This window comes from Flavobacterium sp. KKT103 (genome assembly GCF_055640565.1).
Genome location: NZ_CM145766.1, coordinates 3,289,591 through 3,313,432 on the forward strand (window position 1 = coordinate 3,289,591; position 23,842 = coordinate 3,313,432).

Consider the following 23,842-nt stretch of genomic DNA (forward strand, 5'->3'; position numbering starts at 1 on the left):
ACAATGTTACAACTTTCATATATCATAGTCCTACTTTACAGCATCTCTATTGTTCTCTTATTTTTATATAGTTTAGCGCACTTTAACCTTTTGCTAAATTACCTTAAAAGTAAAAAACAAAAGGATTCCTCTATGCAATACAATCTTGAAAATCCTGATGAAACACCTTTGGTTACTATTCAGTTACCCATTTTTAACGAAAAGTATGTAGTTGAACGCTTGTTGACTACGATTGCGCAAATGAACTATCCCCAAGACAAACTAGAAATTCAAGTGCTAGATGATAGTACTGATGATAGTGTCATAGAAACCGCTGCACTCATTAAACAGCTTGCTGCAACAGGTTTAGATATTAAACACATTCAAAGAACGAATAGAACTGGATATAAAGCCGGCGCTTTAAAGGAAGGTTTAACGACTGCTAAGGGCGAATTTATAGCTATTTTTGATGCTGATTTCGTGCCACAAAAAAATTGGCTTTACTTGACAATTCCTTATTTTAAAAATCAAAAAATTGGTGTTGTCCAAACCCGTTGGGGCCATTTGAACCGCGATTATTCGGTTTTAACTAAAATTCAAGCTTTTGCACTTGATGCACACTTTACTCTGGAACAAGTAGGACGAAATTCAAAATTACACTTCATTAACTTTAATGGTACTGCTGGTGTCTGGAGAAAGCAATGCATCATCGATGCAGGAAATTGGGAAAGTGACACATTAACTGAAGATCTTGATTTGAGCTACCGTGCGCAATTAAAAAACTGGGAATTTAAATACCTAGAAAATGTAGTGACTCCCGCTGAACTTCCCGCTATAATTAGTGCGGCTCGATCGCAACAGTTTAGATGGAATAAAGGTGGAGCCGAAAATTTTAGCAAAAATGCTTCCCGTGTATTACAATCTAAGGAAATAGGTTTTAAAACCAAAGCCCACGGTATGTTGCATTTGCTCAATAGCACGATGTTTCTGGCGATTTTTACCATGGCGATTTTAAGCGTGCCGATGCTGTATATCAAAAATGAATACAGTGTGTTTAGTAAAGTGTTTGATATCCTTATCTTCTTTATCATCACTTCGATCCTATTTTTTATCAGTTATTGGGCAACTTATAAAAGTATTCACGGCGGCGGATTTAAAAACTTCTTAAGTTATATGGGATTGTTCATTACCTTTTACACCATAGCAATGGGCTTCTCTTTTCACAATACTATTGCCGTTTTAGAAGGCTTGTGGGGTAAAAAAAGTGAATTTGTCCGAACTCCAAAATTAAATATCGAAGCGTTAAAAGATAAATGGAAGCAAAATACCTACATCTCGAAAACCATTTCTAAAAACATCATTGCCGAAGGGATGCTTATCCTCTATTTCCTTTTTGCTATGTACAGTGCCATTCGTCTTGACGATTACAGCTTGATTGCCTTACATTTAATGTTATTTTTAGGTTTTGGGTTTGTATTTTTTAAATCAATATTGGGTAACAAGTAATGGTGTCTAATCTAAATTACAAGAAGACTTATGGTTTAACAATCATAAGTCTTCTTGCGTATACGTATATCGCTTATTTTCTAGATCGTTCCCAATTCCTTCACCTGATAATCGCTGTTGGTATTTTATTTTATTGTTTTCTAGAAATTATAAAAATACAAAAAGACAATTTCAAATTCCTCACTCTAACGGCTGTTGGATTTCAGTTTTTGTTTCTCTTGGCTTCGCCTAATTTGTCACAAGATTATTTTAGGTTCATTTGGGATGGACATTTGCTAATTCAGCAGATGAATCCGTATCTGCAGTTGCCTAAAGACCTTATTTTACAACCGAATCTCAATATCCCTAACGCGCAAGATTTATACAATGGCATGGGAAGTTTAAGCGCGGAGCATTACTCTAACTATCCGCCTGTAAACCAGTTTTTATTTGCAATAGCAGCCTTTTGTAGTGGTACTTCCATACTAAGTACCGTTGTTGCCATGCGCCTACTTATAATCGCAGCCAATTTAGGAACCCTATACTTTGGAACTAAAATACTCGTTCGCCTAGGAATAGAAAAACACCGCATTTTCTACTTTATTTTAAATCCGTTAGTGCTCGTTGAACTTACAGGAAATTTACATTTTGAGGGCGTGATGCTTTTCTTCTTCGTTTGGTCTATGTATCTGCTAGAGCAAAATAAATGGAAAACGGCTGCTGTAATTTTGGCGCTATCCATATCGGTAAAACTATTGCCGCTATTGTTACTCCCCTTGTTCCTTAAAAAATTAGGATGGACCAAAGCCATTCTTTTTTATATCATAGTGATAGGAGTTAACCTATTCCTCTTTCTGCCTTTTCTTTCCAATGCGCTCATTCAAAATTACAGTGAAACTATTGGTTTATGGTTTACGAATTTTGAATTCAATGCTAGTATTTACTACATAATTAGAGAAATCGGGTTTTGGATTACGGGCTATAACATTATTCACATCACTGGCAAAATTATACCGGTTTGTATTATTTTATTTATAGGATACCAAAGTTTAAAAGAAAAAGAGAGCAATACAGTACAGCTTTTCAACAGCTTCCTGTTAGTGCTTACCGTTTACTTCTTTTGCTCAACAACAGTGCATCCTTGGTATATCACCAACTTAATTTTGATTGGTGTTTTCACAAAATACAACTTTCCTGTGGTTTGGAGTGCAACGATTTTCCTGAGCTACATTGCGTATGCAACTCCAGAATTTAAAGAGAACTTCTGGCTTATAGCAATTGAATATAGTGCGGTAGTATTGTACGTGTTGCACGAAAAAAAATATTTTTTAGGTTTTAAAAAAAGGTATATTTGAAAACTTAAATAGTAGCCTTTTAAAAGCATCACAATGGCACAAGTAAACACTAAAAAAGTAGTAGAGGAATGGGTTAATCAATTCAGTGATGGACTGTACGCTTGGGCTTTTCATAAAACCACTTCAAGAGAAACGGCTGAGGACTTAGTACAAGAAACTTTTCTGGCTGCCTTCGATAAAATAGAGTCATTTGAAGGTAAGAGTCAGCCTAAAACTTGGTTGTTTGCCATCTTAAACAATAAAATAATCGATTATTATCGCAAAAGTGCTAAAACTACAAAGCAAACCTTTAGTATTAATGAAAATAGTGCCTATGAATTATCTGATGCTGTTTTTAGAGAAACGGGCTGCTGGGAAAATTTTGAGGTCAATCCGTTTTGGGAGCATGAGGTAGAGTTACTCGACAACCCAGAGTTCAACGCCTTGATGGACGACTGTATGGAAGGTTTACCTCAAAAATGGAAAACAGCTTTGTTATCAAAATATTTATCTGATAAAAAAACAGCTATTATTTGTCAGGAATTAGCAATTACAGTGTCTAATTATTGGCAAATAGTACACAGAGCAAAACTGTTAATGAAAAAATGCTTAGAAGAAAAATGGGCTTAACACCTAAAAACAGATCATAATGGTGACGAAAAAATTAATGAATCTATTGGTAAACTCCTGTAATAAAACTACCGAATTAATCGATAAACAAGAGATTGTTACCCTATCCATAAAAGAAAAAACACAGTTACTCGTACACAAATCGATGTGCAGTACCTGTAAAGCCTACGAGCAGCAATCTAAACTAATTGATAAGTTCATTGGTTCGTGGTTTGGTGTGAATGCTACTGAAGCAAGCGAATTAGCAGCAGACAGAAAAGTAAAAATCATAGAAAAAATCAATACGCTTTAATACTTTATCCTTTCTAGTATTAGTGTTAGCTCTTTAAATGATAAACCACAACGATCCTAGTTTAAAAAATAGAAGCTACCGGAAAAGAACATTAAATTAACCATTAGTGGCACTACATTTAGCTTTTATCGGCTGCAAAATGATTCAGTTTTCAATTTATAAGTAGGACCCAACCCTTCGAATTTCATCGATTAGTTGCTATTTTAAAGGTATTAAACGGCACTAGTAGCACTTTGTATTGTATTGTTTCGCATAACACTAACCTTAATTTTAAGCCATCAATGGAAACAGATAGTACGGCACTTTTGCTAACTGAAAAGTTATTACTAAACGTAAAAATGAATAGTGATGCTACTACTGAAATAGCAACTTTAAGTACCCTAAACCTTGCGCTCCTCAAAACGGTGCTTCGATCGGACCAAGCTAAAAAAACCTTTTGGATCAATATCTACAATGCTATTTATCAATTAGAAGCGAGCAAAGCAACAGCCAACCGCAAAACCATTTTTAGTGCTAAAGTGATTCGCATTGCACATAACTATTTTAGCCTTGACGACATTGAGCACGGAATTTTAAGAAAAAACCGTTGGAAATGGAGTTTTGGTTACCTACGAAATCCGTTTGCATCCAACCTTTTAAAAGATTTAGAAGTTCAAAAAATCGATTTTCGCATTCACTTTGCTTTAAACTGCGGTGCCAAGAGCTGTCCTCCTATCGCTTTTTACACTTTCGAAAAAATAGAACAGCAGCTCGATAATGCCATGTACTCCTTTCTTGAGCAAGAAACAACTGTAGATCATCCCACTAAAACCATTACAACCTCAAAATTAATGCTTTGGTACCGAGCTGATTTTGGCGGAACAAAGGGCATAAAGCAAATACTGACTAAAGTACTAGAATTAGATACGACTCCCTATAAAATCAAGTATTCAAACTATAGTTGGGAAACGCATTTAGAAAATTTTGTTTAATGCCAAAGACTACAACTACCTTTTAAACTACTGAAATCATATAACTTACAAGATTCGAAACCGACATCTGATAAAAAAACACGCTAACCTAGCGATAAATGGGTACCATAACCGCATTGTATTTTAAATAAATCTTAAAATTCGGCAATAATTTAGTTTCGGCTTTTAAAATAAGTAACTTTACTTTTATGAAAAAAAATGCTGTCCTACTTTCCTTAGCGCTATTAATTATTAGTAGTAGCTATGCCTTTTTTCACTTTAGCACCGCAAAGCCGGTATTGCCTCGTGCAGTCAAGATAGAGTACAAAGGGATGAACTTAGTAGCTCCCATTAAAGAGTTAAAAAATACCACACTCGAGGAGTTACAAGCAAATAATGTGAACGCCGTTTCCTTAATTCCCTATGCTTTTGTCGATGTAGACAATGCTGCCATTAGGTACAATAATCAACGACAATGGTGGGGCGAACGAACTGAGGGTATTATCGCAAGCAACAAACTCGCACACGATTATAAAATGACCGTCATGCTCAAACCGCATTTATGGATTAATCATGGCTTCTATACCGGAAATCTGGATTTTAAAACGGATGCCGAATGGGTAAAATGGGAAGCCGATTATGAAAAATACATTCTGGACTATGCCCAACTGGCACAATCCGAGAAAATGGAATTGTTCTGTTTTGGAACCGAGCTAGGCAACTCCATTGCTAAGCGTCCGCAGTACTGGTCACAACTAATTGTAAAAATAAAAAAAGTATATACCGGTAAACTCACCTATGCTGCCAACTGGGATGATTTTGATAAAGTCCCTTTCTGGAACGAACTCGATTATATCGGTATCGATGCCTATTTCCCATTGTCTGATGCTGTGACGCCTACTGTTGCCGAACTCAATAAAGCGTGGAAAGAACATATCGTAAAAATGGAAAAACTACAAGCTAAGATCAAAAAGAAAATCCTTTTTACCGAGTTTGGCTACCGCAATTCAGATCAAGCCGCCAAAGAGCCTTGGACCGAAAGCCAAAACACGGCCAACAATTTGGCGCAAGCCAATGCATACGAATCGTTGTTTCAAACCCTATCGCAAAAATCGTGGTTTGCTGGCGGATTTGCCTGGAAATGGTATGCCGATGAGTACCACAAACAAAAGAAAAACAATATCGATTACACGCCCCAAGGCAAGCCAGCACTGGAAACCATCAAAAAATGGTACAAATAAATAAAGCACCCCACAATGACTCCTACTACCACTAAGCCCGTAATCGTATTCGATGTAAACGAAACCCTACTCGATATGACGCCCTTAAAAAAAGCCATCAATGCTCTTTTACAAGAAGAGCAAGGTTTCCGGATTTGGTTTGGGATGTTACTCCACTATTCCACCGTATCTAACAGCATCAATCAATACCATAATTTCACCACCATCGCCGCGGCAACGCTCGATATGGCTGCCACATCGCTAAACGTAAGCGTTACGCAGGACCAAATAAAAGACACTTTATCCATCATAAAATCCTTGCAAACCTACCCTGATGTTATCAAGGGATTGCAATTATTAAAGGACCACGGTTTCCGATTAATCACCTTAACCAATTCCCCTGATGCCGCTTTGCAGGAGCAACTAAAAAACTCACAACTCACGCATTATTTTGAGCAAGTACTCAGCATCGATGCCATATCCAAATACAAACCCGACGCAGCAACCTATTTATGGGCAGCCGAAAAATTGGCAGTACAACCCCAGCAAATGCTTTTGGTAGCGGCGCACGGTTGGGACATCGCAGGTGCGGCACAGGCAGGCTTGGCCACTGGTTTCATCACCCGCGAAGGACAATCGATCTATTCCTTAGCAACACCACCTAATTTTATCGCCGCCGATATTCTGGCCATGGCGGAGCAATTAGTAGCCGCATACTAATGTATCATTTTTTACTTTGGGCGTGACCCGCTACACCCTTATTTCATGGGTGCAGCGGGTCGGGCTATACGTTACAAGTCCGCAACAAGTTCCGCTAGCGCTACACTTGTTTGTGGGCTTTTCACTGCTATCCCTCACGCGGAAAAACAAGCAATCCATTGAAAATCCTCGTTTGAAAAGACTTTTAAGAGTTAAGTTTTATATTCATACTATCAATTTTAATAAAGTAATCTACATTTATTACTGGAAATGCAGTAAGTTTTTTCACTTATGGATATGTATCAATTGGTCGAAGAATTAAAATATCTTATTGATGATTTGTAATAAAATTATTATTTATATATTTGTTAGTACTGCGCTATAAAGTAGCGCATTTACAAACAAAATCATGTAGATTGGCTCTACGCTGTAGCTCATATATACAAGTTATCTACAACTTTTCATTCAACCCTCCCATTTGCACTTAAAGTGTTGTATTCATTGACTTTATAAAAATGAACAATGCAATTTTAAGCAACAAAAAGCAACGAAATACTTGTTTTGTTGTACCCAATGTTGTACCTTCGTCTCACGATGCACCCAATTGAAAACCCTTTATTTACAACACTTTCACTCGTTTGCATTAATTTACAAAAGTAGTATAACATTTCTAAATTCCTATTATTATGGCATCAGTAAAACTAATTTTAAGAACACATCAGGTAGACCAAACCGGACACAGCCCTTTGTATATCCGAATTATAAAAGATAGAAAAACGAAATTTATCACTGCTGGAGTGAAGCTCAAAGAGAACGAGTGGGATGAAGTAAAGCAGAAAGTAAAAAAGAACCATTCCAATAGTGCCAGAATGAATGCTGCATTATCTCAAAAGATTGCAGATGCTGAAGGTCAGGTTGCAGATATGGAACGCAAAATAAAAACGGTGTCCGTTAAAAAGCTCAAAGAAGCCATAAAGGGAAAAGAAGTGCCAAACTTTTTTGAATATGCAAGAAAGAGATTAGAGAAAATCAAAAGTACTGTTTCTTATTCCACTTACAGAGCATACACCTCCCAGGTTGATAAATTTGAAAAATATATGGGAACAAAGGATGTGTATTTTGATGAAATTACCGTAGCACTATTAAACGACTATAAATTTCATTTAGGAGATACTTTAGGCAACGGAGATACAACTCAACGCCTTTCCATAATTGTGCTTGGAACCATATTCAGAGATGCTATTCGTGAAGAAGTAATTCCAGAAACAATGTTTCCTTTTAGCAAAATAACCCTCAAAATCAGCTCTTCTAAAAGATTATTTCTTAATAAAGTACAGATTGATGCTTTAACCAATTTAAAGCTCATAGAAGGAAAAAAAGCTATGATGTGGCGAGATTTATTCCTTTTCTCTATTTATGCCGGAGGATTACGTTTTAGTGATGTTATCGAAATGCAATATTCCAATTACAATGAAGCTGAACATAAAATCAACAAACACATTCGTAAAACTGGAAGAGTACACCAGTTCAAAATTGGAAAAGTGGCTATCGATATTTTAGAAAAATACAAAAAAGTAAATGCCAATCACGATGATTTTATCTTTCCGATTATTATGGACAAAGAAGGCTATTTGAATAGCGAAGCAAAACGTTATTTTCAAACAGCAGCTTTCAATAAATTGGCAAACTGGCATCTTAAAAAAATGGGTACAAAAATAAATTTACCTTTCGACCTTTCTTTCCATTTATCAAGACACAGCTTTGCGACAAATGCGTTAAATAATGGAATGAGAATTGAGCACGTTTCTAAACTTATGGACCACCGAGACATCAGCACAACGCAAGTATATGCTAAAATCATCAGCGAAGAACTGGACAAAGCAGTAGACAACTATATTTTTTAAAAAATCTGTCAAGTGCTTATTCTATTGACCTTAAACGATTGTTAATAACTTCAACTAAAATCCTTTAACAAGGATTTTTTTTATTTTATAACTTTACATCAGAGTAAACAAGTAATTTTTAAAGCATTCGAAACGAGTGATAAACGAACTCTAGTTGAAAACACTAGGACTTCCAAAAAGCAACAAATAAAAAACAGCTTTTAATTACCTTTCAATACTAAATGAATACCAAAAAAAACATACTAAAATTTGAATTCAAAGGATCAAAATATGCAAACAGCTCCGTTTGTAGAATTATTGGCAGTGCCTGCGGCTCTGGCCAAAAATCCTTTATTTGATATAATCGTTGAAGACAAAATCAACATTCAAAACTATTGCAATGCTTTAATTGCAAAAATTCTAGAACTCAAACAATCCCAATTTCCTGCATTTATCGATTATCAATTTAACCAGGTGAAGAACCCAGAGATATGGATTTGTAAACTCGAAAAATTATTAGCCAATAATGAAGCCTTTTTCAGCTCCAAAACAGCAATGAGTAGATACAATAAATTATACATTTTAATTGATAAAAAAAGAACAGAACTGCAATCTTTAAGAGTAGTTGGCACAAAAATAAAAGCTACAAAAAGACAAATTAACGCAGATACTGACGATAGGTATTTTTCTTTTTTTGAAGCAAAAAGCTATATAAATTCATTAGATAATTTTAACGACAAGATTATTTATTTAATGGATGAAATCTTTGAATACAACCAAGCGGATATCGTTTCTCTTAATAATAAGTTGCAGCCTTACGACAAACAATGCACCCAATTAATTGAGCAATTACAAATAATGCGTAAGGTTAAAAACGATTTTGAAAAAGAAAATCAAGAAAAACAAGCTACTGAAAACAGTTCAAATATTCCATTTCAAAAAATCAAATTAAATGGTCCAACTAACATAATTACAAATGCTTTTAAACAAATGATGGTTGATGTGAAACCAAATGGCAAACCTTATATTCAAGGAAAAATCAAAGATATTAGTCAAATTATATGCCTAATATTTGATGATGAAAAAGGCGAACCGCTTTCACAAGCCACTGTTCAAACCTATCTTTCACCAAATCGCACCGACAAAGACCCCAACAATGACATCAAAGTTAGATTTTAGTCCGATTTTGTAAAAACCCACTATTTGTAATACATATAATAATCAACACCTTACAAACTATTTAGTCTTATCGGACTAAAAAGTACTTATCGGACTTTTTTTTATTTCTTCCATTTGCACCATAACAATTTAAAACTTTTAAAAATGGATGCAATTATCTTCACAAAAGACCAGTTCACAGATCTAATGAGCAAATTAGACACAATTCAAAGCCAAATCTCTATCAAGGCTGATCCTAAGAAAGAAACCTTTCTGGACAATCAAGAATTCCTGCTTCTGATGAAAATTTCAAAACGTACAGCTCAAACCTGGAGAGACGAAGGCAAAATTTCATTTAGCCAAGTTGGAAACAAAATCTACTACAAACTTTCTGATGTTGAAAAGCTCCTTACGGAGCATTACAACAAATCTTTTAAAGGACGATAGTATGAGCAGCTGCAACGGAACTTGTGAGTTTTGCGATTGCAAAACTCACATAAACGAGAACCAACAACCGCCAACTATTAACCATTAAATTAAAAATATGGTAACCATTTTCAAGAATTTCAACGAGGTTGTTGAACACAAAACAATTTCAACAATTTTAGAAGAAATCAAAACAGGAAAGTACCGACCGGGCATAATTTACTTGAGAAAATCACTTGCCGAAAACAAAACTGAAGCTTACAACAAAGCCAAAAAATCACTTCCAGCATTCACGCCTTCAGGAAAGTTTGTTGGTGGTCGTAAATTGGAATTCCTATCGGATTATTCAAATTGTATCATTTTGGATATTGACAAATTAAGTGCTGCTGATTTGCAAAATGCAAAGCATTTGGCCAATCAAAGTGAATTTACTTTTGCAAGCTTCATAAGTCCATCTGGTAACGGATTAAAAATTTTAGTAAAAATTAATACCGAAAAAGCCAATCACAAAGAAGCGTTTCTATTAGTGCAAGCACATTACGAGAGCTTTTTAAAACTGGAAATAGACAAATCAGGCAAAGATGTAACAAGACTATGTTTTTATTCCTGGGATGAAAATCTATATCTAAACGAAAACGCTTCCACATTTGTCACATTGAGCGCAGTCGAAATGCCTTTAACCGAAACACAACCTGAACCCAAAAACCAAAAACCAGAACCAGTCGAAGACAAATATGCTATTTACAACCACTGCATAAAATTCACCGAAAAAAAAGTACAATTCGTGGAAGGCAGTCGCAACGTATTTGTACATCAACTCGCCTGTAACCTAAACCGAAAAGGTGTTTCACTTCAAGAAGCTTTGGGATATATATTAATCGATTTTGGCTATGACGAAAAAGAAGTAACACAAGCGGTCAACAGTGCTTACGGTAATATTCAAGAGTTTGGCAAAAATGAAAAACAAATAAACTCAAAAAGTCCAAAACCTAAAACCCAGAACCCAACACCTTTTTCTGAAGATGAAGATGACGAAGACAAACCAAAACCAACCCAAATAGACCGTTTAGAGTTGTTTTTATCAACTAGATATGTATTTCGGCACAATATCGTTTCAGGCAAATTAGAGTTCCAGTATTTCGGTAAAAAGAAGTGGAATGTAATGAATGATTTTATAGAAAATTCAATGCTTCGAGAATGTTTAAAAGGTCGAATTAAAACCAATTTATCTTCATTACGAAACTTATTGTATTCCGATTTTTGTGAGCTGTTTAATCCATTCGAAGATTACTTTTTTAATTTGCCTACTTATGACGAAAAGACGGATTATATTACCGAATTAGCCAATACAATAACCACAACAAAACAAGACCTTTGGCAGCAATGTTTCAAAAAATGGTTAGTAGCAATGGTTGGGTGTGTTCTCGATGAAAAAGTTATAAATCACACGGTTATTGTCTTTAGTGGCAAACAAGGATTAGGAAAAACAACCTGGGTGGAGAAACTCGTTCCAAAGCAATTGAAAGAGTATTTATTTTCTGGAACCATAAACCCAAACAATAAAGATACTTTGGTCCAACTGGCGGAATGTATGTTGATTAATTTGGACGAGTTGGAAAACTTGAACCGTTCCGAAATTGGATCACTTAAAGAAATCATCACCAAAACTCAAATAAGAATGAGAAAAGCCTACGGACATAACAACGAAACAATGCCCAGAAGGGCATCGTTTGCCGGAAGTGTCAATACCGCACAGTTTTTAAACGACAGTACAGGAAGCAGAAGGTTTCTTTGTTTTGAGTTAGTAGACATACAATACCAGCACAATGTTGATATTAATTTAGCTTTTTCACAAGCATTGTTTCTTTTCAAAAGTGGTTTTAGACATTGGTTTGACCAGGAAGAAATTAAATCTATTACCGAAAATAACGAACAATACCAACTAAGAAGCCCAGAGGAAGAATTGCTTTTAACGTGGTTTGAACCAATCGAAAGAGAAAACGCAACACTATTTTTAAACGCTTCTCAAATAGCAGCCAAACTAGCAGAAAAAGCAAAAATAAATATCAATGATGGAACTATAAACAAAATTGGAAAAGCGCTCAAAAAACACAACTTTATCAGAATCAGCATAAAAACAGGATATGTTTACGCCATTAGAGAATTCACTTATGAAGAAGTAGACGAGAAAAATACAGGCAATTCATCCGACACTCCTTTCTAAGATTCCAATTAAATCAATACAATGTCAAAAAGGTGCAAATTGCACCTTTTTTCATTAAAATAAGGGATAGGATAGGATAACCAAAAAACACCTAAAACATAAACTACTTTTTTTAGTTTTAAACAATCGGGTAACATAAGCCAATAATAAAGCAAATCAATAAAACACTACAACCTATTTGCACTCAAACAGCCACTTGAATCCGTTTTTTATTTCGTGAAAAAATAAAAATATGTTTTATCCTTTTTTTGGTTATCCTATCCACGATATTCCAAAAACACCCACTTACATTAAATTGCTTTTTTGTATGTTTGTTCATTGGTAATAACATATTTTGCAACTAAGTTGCAAAATATGTTATTGTAAGAAAAAAATTGAATTGTGTCGACACTGTAAACACAATTCAAATACAATAAAATCATAATAAAACTAGCTACTCGCAATGCCAACATTAAACTGGATAGGAAAAGAAAAAGTAATCAATCACCACCAAGACGTACCTTACAAAATACTAGAGCCTCAATACGGCTTTGCTGATGGAGAACAACAATCCGAACCTAATGACAGCGGCAACAAGATTATTCACGGAGATAATCTCGAAGCCTTAAAAAGCTTATTGCCGGAATACGAAGGCAAAGTAAAATGTATTTACATAGATCCTCCATACAATACCGGAAACGAGAGTTGGGTGTACAACGATAACGTAAACCATCCAAAAATCAAGAAATGGCTGGGCGAAGTGGTGGGTAAAGACGGAGAAGATTTAACACGCCACGACAAATGGTTGTGTATGATGTACCCAAGACTAAAATTATTAAACAAACTCTTGGCAAAGGATGGAGCACTGGTTATTAGTATTGGATATCACGAAGTATCCAATTTAGTACTTGCTTGCAATGAAATCTTTGGTAATAGACAAATTATAACCGTTACTGTTCAAACGTCAGGTGGCAAACCTTCTGGAGGTTTCAACTTTCAGCAGGAATATTTAATTTTTATAGTCCCTAACGATTTTACACCAAATCCTTTACTTTTTTCTGGAGGTAAGACTAGATCTCCTTATGAAGGACTCACACTTGCAACATTTGATAAAACACAGCGACCTAATCAAACATATCCAATTTATGTAAACAAAAAAGATGGCAGCCTTTTTGGAATTGGTAAGTCTTTACAAGAGCGCATAAAAAGTGGCTTTTACAATGGTAATTTAGAAGATTTTCAATTTAACTATGAAGAAGCCCCTCAAGGAACAGTTGCAATATGGCCAATTACTAGCAAGGGTAAAGAATGTGTTTGGAGATTGATACCATCTCGTCTTGTAAGTGATTGGAATAAAGGATATATCAAAATTAGTCCGAATAAAACAATAAACGGTCTGAATGAATATAGTATTCAATACTTACCAAGTGGCGTTATCACAAAAATTGAAAGTGGTGTTTTAGAGATAACAGGAAGTGAAGCAGGAGTGCCAACACTAGTCTTTGGAGATAATAAAACTGTTGGAGGTCAAATACCTACAATTTGGATAGAAAAATCATTTTATTCAGTAAATGGAACAACTTTGCTAAGTGATGTTTTTAACAAAAAGGCTTTTAGTTATCCCAAACCATTAGAACTAATAACAGAAGTTTTGAGATCTGTTAGTTCACAAAATGATATCATATTAGATTCGTTCGCAGGTTCAGGCACAACTGCACACGCTGCATTAAATCTAAACAAAGAAGATGGTGGCAACAGAAAATACATTCTCATAGAAATGGAGGATTACGCCAATACTGTCACAGCAGAAAGAATAAAAAGGGTAATAAAAGGTTATGATAATTCAGAATCTTCAAAAAGTGGTTTAAAAACCGAAGGCACAGGAGGTAGTTTCAATTATTACCAACTAGGCGAACCTTTGTTTCTGGAAGATGATGTACTTAATGAAGCTGTGGGATTAGAAAATATTTTAAAATACATTTGGTATTCCGAAACTAGAACTTCATACAGTCCAGCAGCTCATTCACTTGTGGAAGAAAACTATCGCATAGGTTCAAAAGATCAAACCGATTATTATTTTTATTACACCAAAGATGCGGTTACAACGGTAGATTATGATTTTATGGCTAAAATAAAACACAAAGCCAGCCAGTATATCATTTACGCAGACAACTGCTTACTCGATGCAGCTTTTATGCTAAAACATCACATCATTTTCAAAAAAATACCAAGAGATATAACAAGATTTTAAAACAGTATTATTATGATAGACTATCTAGAAATAAAAGGATATAAATCTATTAAGAATTTAGAATTGGAAATGAAACCAATCAATATTCTTATAGGGAGTAACGGTGTGGGGAAAAGTAATTTTGTTTCATTCTTCAAACTAATAAATGCAATTTTCAATTTAAGATTACAAAAATTCGTTCAAGAAGAAAAAGCAGATAACTTACTCTATTTTGGTAGAAAAACGACGGAAAGTTTATTTGGTAAATTAATTTTCAATAGTGGTAAAGGAAACAATAACGCTTACTATTTCGATTTAATTCAAACTAAAGAAGGTGGGTTGTTCTTCGGTAAAGAAGCTTCTGGATATAATGTAAAGAGGGAAGATTTGAGTAATAATTATTATATAAATTACAATTTAGAAGAAAGTAATATACCTAAAAATGGTTCTTATAGAAATAATTATTTAGGGGAACATTTAAAAAACATTCAAGTATTCCATTTTCACGATACTTCTACTACTTCTTTTTTAAGGAGAGAATGTGATATAAATGACAATCAATATCTAAAACAAGATGGAAGAAATCTTCCAGCTTTTCTCTATTTATTAAAAGTCAACCATCCTAAAATTTATATTCGGATAGAAAAAACTATTCAAACAGTGGCGCCTTATATCGAAAAATTTATACTTGAACCAAGCCGACTTGATGAAAATGAAATCGCTTTGCGTTGGGTAGATAAAGGCGATACTGAAAGTAATTTTTCAGCATACCAACTATCAGATGGAACTTTACGATTTATTGCTTTAGTTGCTCTATTAATGCAGCCTACTCCACCATCAGTAATTATTATTGATGAACCCGAACTAGGTTTACATCCTTTTGCAATAGGAAAATTAGCTGGTATGATACAGTCAGCTTCAAGTAAATCTCAAATAATTGTTGCAACACAATCACCAGGATTAATTGCAAAATTCAATCCAGAAGATGTTGTGGTTATCGACAGAAGTATAGAAGAAAATCAAACGGTTTTTAGCAGATTAAATTCTGAAGATTTAAAAATTTGGTTAGAAGAATTTACATTGGGCGACTTATGGGAAAGAAACATTATTAATTCTGGTCAACCTTTTATAAAAGTATAGTATGGCACGTTTAATTATAGTTTGTGAAGGTCAAACAGAACAAGAATTTTGTAATGATATTTTACAACCACATTTAATCCAATTTGGAATTGTAGTTCAAAATCCAACAATAAAGAAAACAGCGGGAGGTATTGTAAATTGGGCTTCTTTAAAACATCAAATTGAAACACATTTAAAACAAGACCCAACGGCATTTGTTACAACTTTAATAGATTTTTACGGAATTCACGCCAATCATAATTATCCAAATTGGTTACAAGCTAATCAACATAACAATAAAAACATTGGAATGGATTTAATGGAACAAGGAATGCTTGCAAGTATTCCTGCTCAATTCCAACAAAGATTTATTCCTTACATTCAGTTACACGAATTTGAAGGCTTATTGTTTTGTGACATTAATGTTTTCGATAATGGTTTTGAGGAAAATGAGTTTCTTGATTATAATTATTTGGTACAAACCTTAAACGACAATCAAAATCCAGAATTAATAAATGACAGTAGTATTACTGCACCATCAAAGAGATTGTTGAAAATAATCAAAGACTATTCTAAAATAACTCACGGTTGTTTAATAGCACAAGATATTGGAATAAATAAGATAAGAGCAAAATGTCCACGATTTAACAAATGGATTGATGATCTAGAACATATATAAACAATTCAATTTCATTGAATTTTGAAATAAATAGTATAAAAAAACATAAATGGAGTTAAAATCCTACCAGCAACAAGTAATCACAGATTTAAAATTATTTTTAGAATACCTCCAAAAGTATCCTAAACCAGCAACGGCTTTCAAGCAATATTGGGAAGACAAAGTTGGTCCTTATGAATTAAAACTTGACGGTACTTATAGCGGAATGGTGCCATACAAAGACAACATTCTCAATACCCCACACATTGCAATAAAAGTACCAACAGCCGGAGGAAAAACATTTATTGCCTGCAACGCTATACATTCTATTTTCAGCACTTACGACAGCAGCCGACCAAAAGCGGTAGTTTGGTTAGTGCCGTGGAGCAATTTGTTACAACAAACCGCTTCAAGTTTATCAGATGCTTCACATCCGTATCGTCAAAAATTAAACACCTTATTCAATCATAGTGTAGAAGTGTACGAAAAAGAAAGTTTGTTGCAAGGAGCTAATTTTAATCCAACATCAGTTTCAGAACAGTTAAACATTTTCGTCTTCAATTTTAGCAGTTTAAGGATTAATTCCAAGAAAAAAGACGACCGAAAAATATACCAACAAAACGGTTCTTTGGAAGCATTTAGAGATACAGTTGTAGAGCAAGATTTAGTTTTGCCAGATACTGACGAAAGTGCTTTGATAAACATTATCCGCAGCCTAAATCCTTTGGTTATTGTTGATGAAAGTCATAATGCCGAAAGTGATTTGAGTGTAGAAATGTTGCAAAATTTGAATCCTTCATTCGTATTGGATTTAACCGCTACACCCAAAAAGAACAGCAATATTGTAAGCTATGTCAATGCTATTGAATTGAAAAAGGAGCATATGGTAAAACTACCAGTGATAGTTTACAACCACAGCCGAAAAGAGGAAGTAATCAATAGTGCTTTACATTTGCAAAGACAGTTAGAACAACTGGCAATTCAAGAAAGCTTGGAAGGTGGAAAAAAAATAAGACCAATCATTTTATTCCAGGCACAATCCAATATTAAGGGTAGCGATAATACAACCTACATCAAGATTAAAGAAAAATTGATAGAGTTGAAAATTCCGGAAGAGCAAATCAAAATCAAAGTTAGTGGTTTAGACGAGTTAAAAGGAATTGATTTAATGGACGAAAAATGCCCTGTTCGATACATCATAACCATCAATGCTTTAAAAGAAGGTTGGGATTGCCCATTTGCCTATATTTTAGCATCATTAGCAGACAAATCATCGGCAGTAGAAGTAGAACAAATTTTAGGTAGAGTATTGCGTCAGCCTTATGTTTTAAAGCACAAAGAACCATTATTGAATTTGTCTTTTGTTTTAACGGCTTCCGCTAAATTCAACGAAACCTTGGACAATATTGTCAGAGGATTACAAGACGCAGGTTTTAGTAATAAAGACTATTATGCCGAAGAAATTATAACAGAAAATAGTGTTGCTCCAATATCCGACAAAGAAGCTTTAAACAGGGATTTATTTGGTTCGTCAGAAGAAAATAAAACCGTTGAACAGTTTGATGATAATGACATTACAAATATCAATATTGATGCAATAGAATTCGATCCTATGGCAAAAGAATTTGTACCAGTTGCAAATACTACAATCAATCAAATTACACAAAAAGCAATCGAACAAGGAGCTGCTTTTGAGACAAGATTAACAGAAGATACTGGAGATAGTACCGAATACCTTTTAAGAGAAATGGGAAAAGAACCAAAGCGTTACAAAATTGTCGAACACTTTCATCAAGTAGCAGAAAGTATCGAGCTACCACAGTTTTACAAAAAATTAGAAACCGATGTGTTAAGTCGTGAATTGGTTTTTGATGAATTAAGTCAAGGAGAAGTTTTCTTGAATAGAGATCAACTATTAAGCACATTCAAATTGTCTTCAAAGGATATTGAAATTGACTTTAACAGTGTTAGTGCCGAAATTGTAAAAGTTGATTACGATGAAGCTCGAAAAGATGCCGTAATTTCTAAATTTAGTGTCCAAGCCAAAAAAATATTAATTGATACCATTGTAGCCAAACCAAAAGAAAAACAAGTCAAAGAAATCACAAGTATAATGGTAAGCAAAATTGGTAATATGACACCAATTGCAGAACAGGAAATCAAAAAATACATCGAGCGCATCTTTAGCGAGTTCTCCACAGAAGAGATAATTGATGCAGTAAACAATGAATACAACTACGTTTACAAAATAAAAGCCAAGATTTTAGAATTATCAAACCAGCACGCCAAAGAAGAATTCGGCAGATTGTTGGATACCAATAAAATTATTGTGAAACCAACTTTCAAGTTCAAGGAAACATTAATTCACACCAAAGAAGGAGCCAAAATTGACAAATCACTTTATGAGCGTGAAGGCGATATGAATAATTTTGAACAACGTTTAATAATGGATATTGCTTCTCAAGAAAATGTTTTGTTTTGGCACAGGAATTCCGTAACCAAAGACAAAGGTTTTTACTTAAACGGTTTTAGCAACAATCATTACCCCGATTTCATTCTTTATACGCAAAAGCAAAATATCATTTTAGTAGAAACCAAGGGCGATTTTCTGGACAATGACGAAAGCAAAGCAAAAAATGTTTTAGGTAAAAAATGGGCTGAAAAATCAGGAAACAACTATAAATATTTTATGGTTTATGAAAGTAAAAATGTAGAAGGTTGTTACACTGCTAAAAACTTCTTGGATATTATTGGAGCTTTGTAAGATATTTTTAATCGAAAATAAAGATGATTTTTGTTTTTGAGTTAAAATCAATGATATTTTAAAAATAGAAATAAAATAAAACAACTTTTTATATGGCAATACTTGTTGATACAGTAAGAATAGCAAATTTTAGGGGAATTAAAGAGGTAGAAGTTAGCTTAGCACCAAATACACTTTTAGTAGGAGCTAACAATGCTGGTAAAACATCTTTCCTAAAAGCATTGCATTTAGCTTTAGGTGCTGATAGAAGAAGTATTTCAAAAGAAGATTTTCACGACGATGGTTCTAATGAAAAAGTGGATAGTAAAGATATTTTAATTGACATTAGAATTGTGCCTTTCGATTTTGAAAATAATAAAAGAATATCTGTATTCAGTGACAATTGGGCAGAAAAAGTCTTTGGCTCATATATAAAAACAGACAGTGATGACAATGAATTTATTTGTTATAGAACAAAAGGTTTTTATGATTTATTAAAAGGATATTCTTTTGAAACATTAGAATTGGCAAACTGGGAACCTTATGTATCATTAAATGATGACAAAGAAGTTATTAGTTCTTGGAAAAATACAATTGCTAAAATTAAATTTCCAAAAATAGAAGCAATTCCTTTGTTTTTTATTGATGCTCAAAGAGATATTCAAATAGATTTAAAAGATAGATCTTCATATTTAGGTAAGCTTACTGAAAGATTAGAAATAAAAGATGCTCAAATAAAAGAGATTGAAGGTAAACTAAATAAAATAAATTCTGACATTGTCAATGAAAGCCCAATTTTAGAACATCTAAAAGTAACATTACAAGAACTAAATAAAACAGTAAATTCTCAAGGGACCGGTGTAGAAATATCTCCAATCAACAAAAAAATTAGGGATATTGGCAGAAATTTAAACATAAATTTCAAAGATACTGATAAGGAAAGTTTACCATTAGATTATCACGGTATGGGAACAAGAAGCTGGGCTTCTGTACTCACATTAAATGCTTTTATCTCTTGGAATGAGAATCCTAAAAATGAGAATGTAAAAGATCCTTTTTTTCCAATCATAGGATTAGAAGAACCTGAATCCCATCTACATCCAAATGCACAAAGACATCTATATAAGCAGTTAGATGAAATCAAAGGGCAAAAAATAATAAGTACCCATTCACCTTTTATTGCTGCTCAATGTAAATTAACAGATTTAAGACATTTTTATAAAGATGACGATGGCTTAAAAATTGGGGCTTTAGAATTAAGTGATTTAATAGATAATCAAATATGCGTACTTTTAGAAGAAATTAAAAGCGATAATGATAATAAAGAGTTAAAAAGAAAAAACTTTCCTATTATTAATGAATTAAAAAAAGAAAGAATAGGTAAAATTAATTCGGAGCAAGTTAGAAAGATACGAAGAGAAGTAATGAATACAAGAGGCGAATTACTTTTTGCTAAAGCTATTATTTTGTTTGAAGGAGAAACAGAAGAACAAGCATTACCAATATTTGCTGAAAAGTATTTTGGAGATAGATATCCATTTGAGATAGGATTAAATTTTATAGGAGTTGGTGGAAAAAACAATTATGCTCCCTTTTTATCAATAGCAAAATTTTTAAATATTCCTTGGTATATATTGAGTGATGCTGATGGGGATACTGTAAAAAAAGTAAAAGACCAAATCAAGGATGTATTTGGAAAAACTAATTTTGAACATAAATTATTTGATTTAGAAAATGGAAATGATTTTGAGAGCTATCTTGTTAATGAAGGATATATAGATGAATTAAATAAAGCCATTGATATCATTGAAATGACCGATAATTATTTAGTAAGTAATTATATTCCAGAATTAAATGGGGAAAATTTATCAAAGAATAAAGTGAGAGATTATAATGGAGACGAAGGAATAAAAAGAGCTTTGATAGATTGCTTGAGAGGAGGAAAGACAAAATACGCTACTCAAATAGCTGAAAATATAATTTCGATAACCGAAGATGGCGATAAAAGTAAAATTCCAAAAAAAATAAAAACTTTATTCGATTTAATAAATGAAGAATTGAAAATCATAAAAGAAGTATAATATGGAAGTTAAATTATCAAATATTCAAACCCAAATTACACAGCATAAAGAGGGAGCTTTGTTAGTATTAGCGGGAGCTGGTAGTGGTAAAACTAGAGTGTTAACTGAAAGAATTAAAAATCTACTTAAAGATGGTTCATATCACGTTTTAGCCTTAACATTTACAAACAAAGCAGCCGAAGAAATGGCAGCTAGACTTGAAGATGTTGAAGGTATTCAGGAGCGTTCATTTATTGGTACAATTCATAGTTTTTGCCTAGAAATCATTAATAAACAAGGATATTCAATAGGTATAAATGAAATGCCTCATTTTTTCGATAAGGAAGAAGATAGAAAAGCATTGTTAATTCAAGTATTTGAAAATAATATTACTTTGAGAAATCATTACTTAAACAAGAATGATAATGAAAAAAGAAATTTCATATATGAAGTTCTTGATTATATAAGTAAGCAGAAAAAAAATTTAATAGACCCTATTGAAAAAAGTAGCGATGCTCTTGGCTATATATATTGGGAATATCAAGAACTATTAAAAAAACAAAATGCAATTGATTTTGATGATGTTATTTTTTTAGCCTGTAAAATTTTTGCTAAACGTCCTTCGATTGCAAAAATTTATAGACGATTGTATAAATATATTTCTGTAGATGAGGCTCAAGATTTGAATTTTGCACAATATGAGTTTATTAAGATTTTATGTAATGGTGAGCATAAAAACGTATTAATGGTTGGAGATATTAATCAATCACTTTTTCATTTTAATGGTTCCGATATTAAATATATGAATTCATTGTTTTTAACTGATTTTGAGGCAGAAAAAAAAGAATTAAAAACAAATTATCGTTCTTCAAAAGCAGTTTTAAAAATCGCAAATAAAATAAAACCAAATTCGGTATCAATTGATGAAAAAACACCAGAAGGTATTTTTGAAATAAAAGAATTTGCTAATGTTGAAGAAGAAGCTAAATGGATTGTGGATAAAATTGAAGAATTTTTACTGCAAAAAGAATATGAAGAAATTGAAGGAGATATCTCTTTAAATAAAATAGCTGTTTTAGCTAGAAATAAATACCTATTTCAAGGTGTTGAAAAAGAACTAAACGAAAGGAATTTACAGGGTAAGAAATTAAATTATTTTTATAAAAAAGGTTCTGATGTTACAGACTTCGGTAGCGAATTCATTACGCTATTTGATTTAGGATTAAGTGTTTTGACAAACTCTCAAGACTTAATCCATTATTCGAAAATTCAAAAAATATTAGAAATAGAGGACATTCAATTACTTGATAAAAATAATGGGATTTCTAATCTTAAACGAATCTATGATAATATTTTAAAAGAGGATAACAAGGAATATTTCTTATTCTTACTTAGTGCTTGGGAATTAATAGATAAAGAGATTAATAATTTTTCAGCTGCAATAAAGAATCTTGAAGAAAATATTATTCTTAAATATGAAAATTCAAAAGACGAAGCTATTAATGAATTAGATAAAATACTATTTGATATTAAATCTTTTCGAGATCTCTGGAATACATATTCAAGAAATACAAAAGTTGATTTAAAATCTTTACAACATTTCAAAACTCAAATCGCTTTAGGTATAACTAATATTAGTAATAACCAAAACGGTATTACATTGGGAACAGTACATTCAGTAAAAGGTTTGGAGTATCCAATAGTTTTTATTATTGGTTTAACAGAAGGTGCTTTTCCTGATTTTAGAGCAGTTCAAAAAGGAGGTAACGAATTTGAATCAGAAGAAAATGGATTTTATGTTGCAGTAACTAGAGCAGAAAGATTTCTTTATTTAACCTATCCAAAAAACAGATTAACACAGTATGGAAATAAAGTTCAAAAGGTGTCAAGTTTTATTACGCGTATTAAATAAACATATCAATCAAAAGGAAAAATTACTAAATCATTTATTTTAGAGATTTCTGCAAAAAATAGTCATTACCTCATTCAGCTGCACAAAATCCTCGTTTAGTCCAAGTATTCCTATAGCCAATTTTTGTTTGCTTCATTTCACTAATTCACTTATGCTAACCTGATAATGTACTTCTTAAATTAATGGCCTAATGAAAAAAATAATTTTAATTTTATTCACTTTTTTGTTAGTTACGTCTTGTATTGATAATCGAGAAAGTTGGTTACAAGAATATCAAAACACAAAATGTGCTTGGAATACAGTTGATATAAAATATAAATCTGACAGCATAAAGCAATTAGAAAATTTAAGTGTTAATTTAATTTCATTAAAAAAAGAGATTCATAAAATCAGTAAACCTATTGAAAATAAAATAGCAATACTTGAAAGCAGAATAGGGAAAAATACCATAAAATATCTTGAAGAAAGTCGTAAAGTTTCTGAAGCTCACGAAATGATATATGGGCACAATAGCACACCTGAATTTGAGAAAAAACAAGACCAGATTACTAAAAAAAGTGATATTGAAATTGCAGTTTTAAAGAATGAAATAACAATTTTAAAATCAAAATTAAACAAGGATGAAACTTATAATAAATTAGTTGCAAAAAAAAATAAAATAAACACACAAGTTGCTAAAATTGCTGCGATTCTAAAAGAAAAACATAAGACTATCTTTGACAGTTTACAAAAAGAATTAGATAATCAAAACTATGACTACAACTATATTTTGCAAAAATTGAATAAAACCGAAAAAATTGAGTTTAGTAAAGCAAAAGAACGTATCAAACTAAACCCTTGTAAATGAATATAACACAATTA

General features: G+C 32.8%; 18 protein-coding genes. All 18 read left to right on the forward strand.

Annotated elements, in window-relative coordinates; translation table 11 throughout:
• Nucleotides 1–3: 3 nt before the first annotated feature.
• The 18 genes from ACZ2G0_RS14115 to ACZ2G0_RS14200 all read left to right on the forward strand — a co-directional run bounded on the left by ACZ2G0_RS14115 (nucleotide 4) and on the right by ACZ2G0_RS14200 (nucleotide 23,828).
• Entirely contained in the window at nucleotides 4–1,485 is a 1,482-nt protein-coding gene (locus ACZ2G0_RS14115; RefSeq protein WP_470308161.1) for a cellulose synthase family protein, read from the forward strand.
• Nucleotides 1,485–2,819 carry a polyprenol phosphomannose-dependent alpha 1,6 mannosyltransferase MptB gene (gene mptB / locus ACZ2G0_RS14120; RefSeq protein WP_470308162.1) on the forward strand — a complete coding sequence of 445 codons (1,335 nt, stop codon included), beginning with the start codon at nucleotides 1,485–1,487 and terminating at the stop codon, nucleotides 2,817–2,819. The genes ACZ2G0_RS14115 and mptB overlap by 1 nt, the downstream gene beginning before the upstream one ends.
• Nucleotides 2,820–2,852: 33 nt before the next feature.
• Nucleotides 2,853–3,428, forward strand: coding sequence for a sigma-70 family RNA polymerase sigma factor (locus ACZ2G0_RS14125; RefSeq protein ID WP_470308163.1), 576 nt, complete (start codon nucleotides 2,853–2,855; stop codon nucleotides 3,426–3,428).
• A 19-nt stretch (nucleotides 3,429–3,447) separates the two neighbouring features.
• On the forward strand, nucleotides 3,448–3,720 hold the full coding sequence (locus tag ACZ2G0_RS14130) for a hypothetical protein (RefSeq protein ID WP_470308164.1): 273 nt from the start codon (nucleotides 3,448–3,450) through the stop codon (nucleotides 3,718–3,720).
• Between the two features lie 281 nt (nucleotides 3,721–4,001).
• Nucleotides 4,002–4,691: a DUF547 domain-containing protein gene (locus tag ACZ2G0_RS14135; protein WP_470308165.1), complete on the forward strand. Its 690-nt coding sequence runs from the start codon at nucleotides 4,002–4,004 to the stop codon at nucleotides 4,689–4,691.
• A 188-nt stretch (nucleotides 4,692–4,879) separates the two neighbouring features.
• A complete protein-coding gene (locus ACZ2G0_RS14140; RefSeq protein WP_470308166.1) occupies nucleotides 4,880–5,911 on the forward strand; it encodes a glycoside hydrolase family 113 in 1,032 nt (343 codons plus the stop codon).
• 15 nt (nucleotides 5,912–5,926) lie between these two features.
• Entirely contained in the window at nucleotides 5,927–6,610 is a 684-nt protein-coding gene (locus ACZ2G0_RS14145; protein WP_470308167.1) for a haloacid dehalogenase type II, read from the forward strand.
• 665 nt (nucleotides 6,611–7,275) lie between these two features.
• Nucleotides 7,276–8,493, forward strand: a complete 1,218-nt coding sequence (locus tag ACZ2G0_RS14150) for a site-specific integrase (RefSeq protein ID WP_035671753.1) — start codon at nucleotides 7,276–7,278, stop codon at nucleotides 8,491–8,493.
• Nucleotides 8,494–8,742: 249 nt separating this feature from the next.
• Nucleotides 8,743–9,651: a hypothetical protein gene (locus ACZ2G0_RS14155; RefSeq protein ID WP_470308168.1), complete on the forward strand. Its 909-nt coding sequence runs from the start codon at nucleotides 8,743–8,745 to the stop codon at nucleotides 9,649–9,651.
• Between the two features lie 144 nt (nucleotides 9,652–9,795).
• Nucleotides 9,796–10,077: a helix-turn-helix domain-containing protein gene (locus ACZ2G0_RS14160; RefSeq protein ID WP_011964270.1), complete on the forward strand. Its 282-nt coding sequence runs from the start codon at nucleotides 9,796–9,798 to the stop codon at nucleotides 10,075–10,077.
• A 97-nt stretch (nucleotides 10,078–10,174) separates the two neighbouring features.
• The gene (locus tag ACZ2G0_RS14165) at nucleotides 10,175–12,280 is read left to right on the forward strand and encodes a VapE domain-containing protein (protein WP_470308169.1); all 2,106 of its coding nucleotides are present in this window, start codon (nucleotides 10,175–10,177) and stop codon (nucleotides 12,278–12,280) included.
• A gap of 442 nt (nucleotides 12,281–12,722) precedes the next feature.
• Nucleotides 12,723–14,510: a site-specific DNA-methyltransferase gene (locus tag ACZ2G0_RS14170; RefSeq protein WP_470308170.1), complete on the forward strand. Its 1,788-nt coding sequence runs from the start codon at nucleotides 12,723–12,725 to the stop codon at nucleotides 14,508–14,510.
• Nucleotides 14,511–14,522: 12 nt separating this feature from the next.
• Nucleotides 14,523–15,629, forward strand: coding sequence for an AAA family ATPase (locus ACZ2G0_RS14175; RefSeq protein WP_470308171.1), 1,107 nt, complete (start codon nucleotides 14,523–14,525; stop codon nucleotides 15,627–15,629).
• Nucleotide 15,630: 1 nt separating this feature from the next.
• Nucleotides 15,631–16,287, forward strand: a complete 657-nt coding sequence (locus tag ACZ2G0_RS14180) for a DUF4276 family protein (RefSeq protein ID WP_470308172.1) — start codon at nucleotides 15,631–15,633, stop codon at nucleotides 16,285–16,287.
• A gap of 49 nt (nucleotides 16,288–16,336) precedes the next feature.
• Nucleotides 16,337–19,030, forward strand: a complete 2,694-nt coding sequence (locus ACZ2G0_RS14185) for a DEAD/DEAH box helicase (RefSeq protein ID WP_470308173.1) — start codon at nucleotides 16,337–16,339, stop codon at nucleotides 19,028–19,030.
• Nucleotides 19,031–19,122: 92 nt separating this feature from the next.
• Entirely contained in the window at nucleotides 19,123–21,090 is a 1,968-nt protein-coding gene (locus ACZ2G0_RS14190) for an AAA family ATPase (protein ID WP_470308174.1), read from the forward strand.
• A 1-nt stretch (nucleotide 21,091) separates the two neighbouring features.
• On the forward strand, nucleotides 21,092–22,981 hold the full coding sequence (locus tag ACZ2G0_RS14195; RefSeq protein ID WP_470308175.1) for an ATP-dependent helicase: 1,890 nt from the start codon (nucleotides 21,092–21,094) through the stop codon (nucleotides 22,979–22,981).
• Between the two features lie 190 nt (nucleotides 22,982–23,171).
• Complete coding sequence (locus ACZ2G0_RS14200; RefSeq protein WP_470308176.1) at nucleotides 23,172–23,828, forward strand: hypothetical protein; 657 nt, start codon at nucleotides 23,172–23,174, stop codon at nucleotides 23,826–23,828.
• The last annotated feature ends 14 nt before the right edge of the window (nucleotides 23,829–23,842 follow it).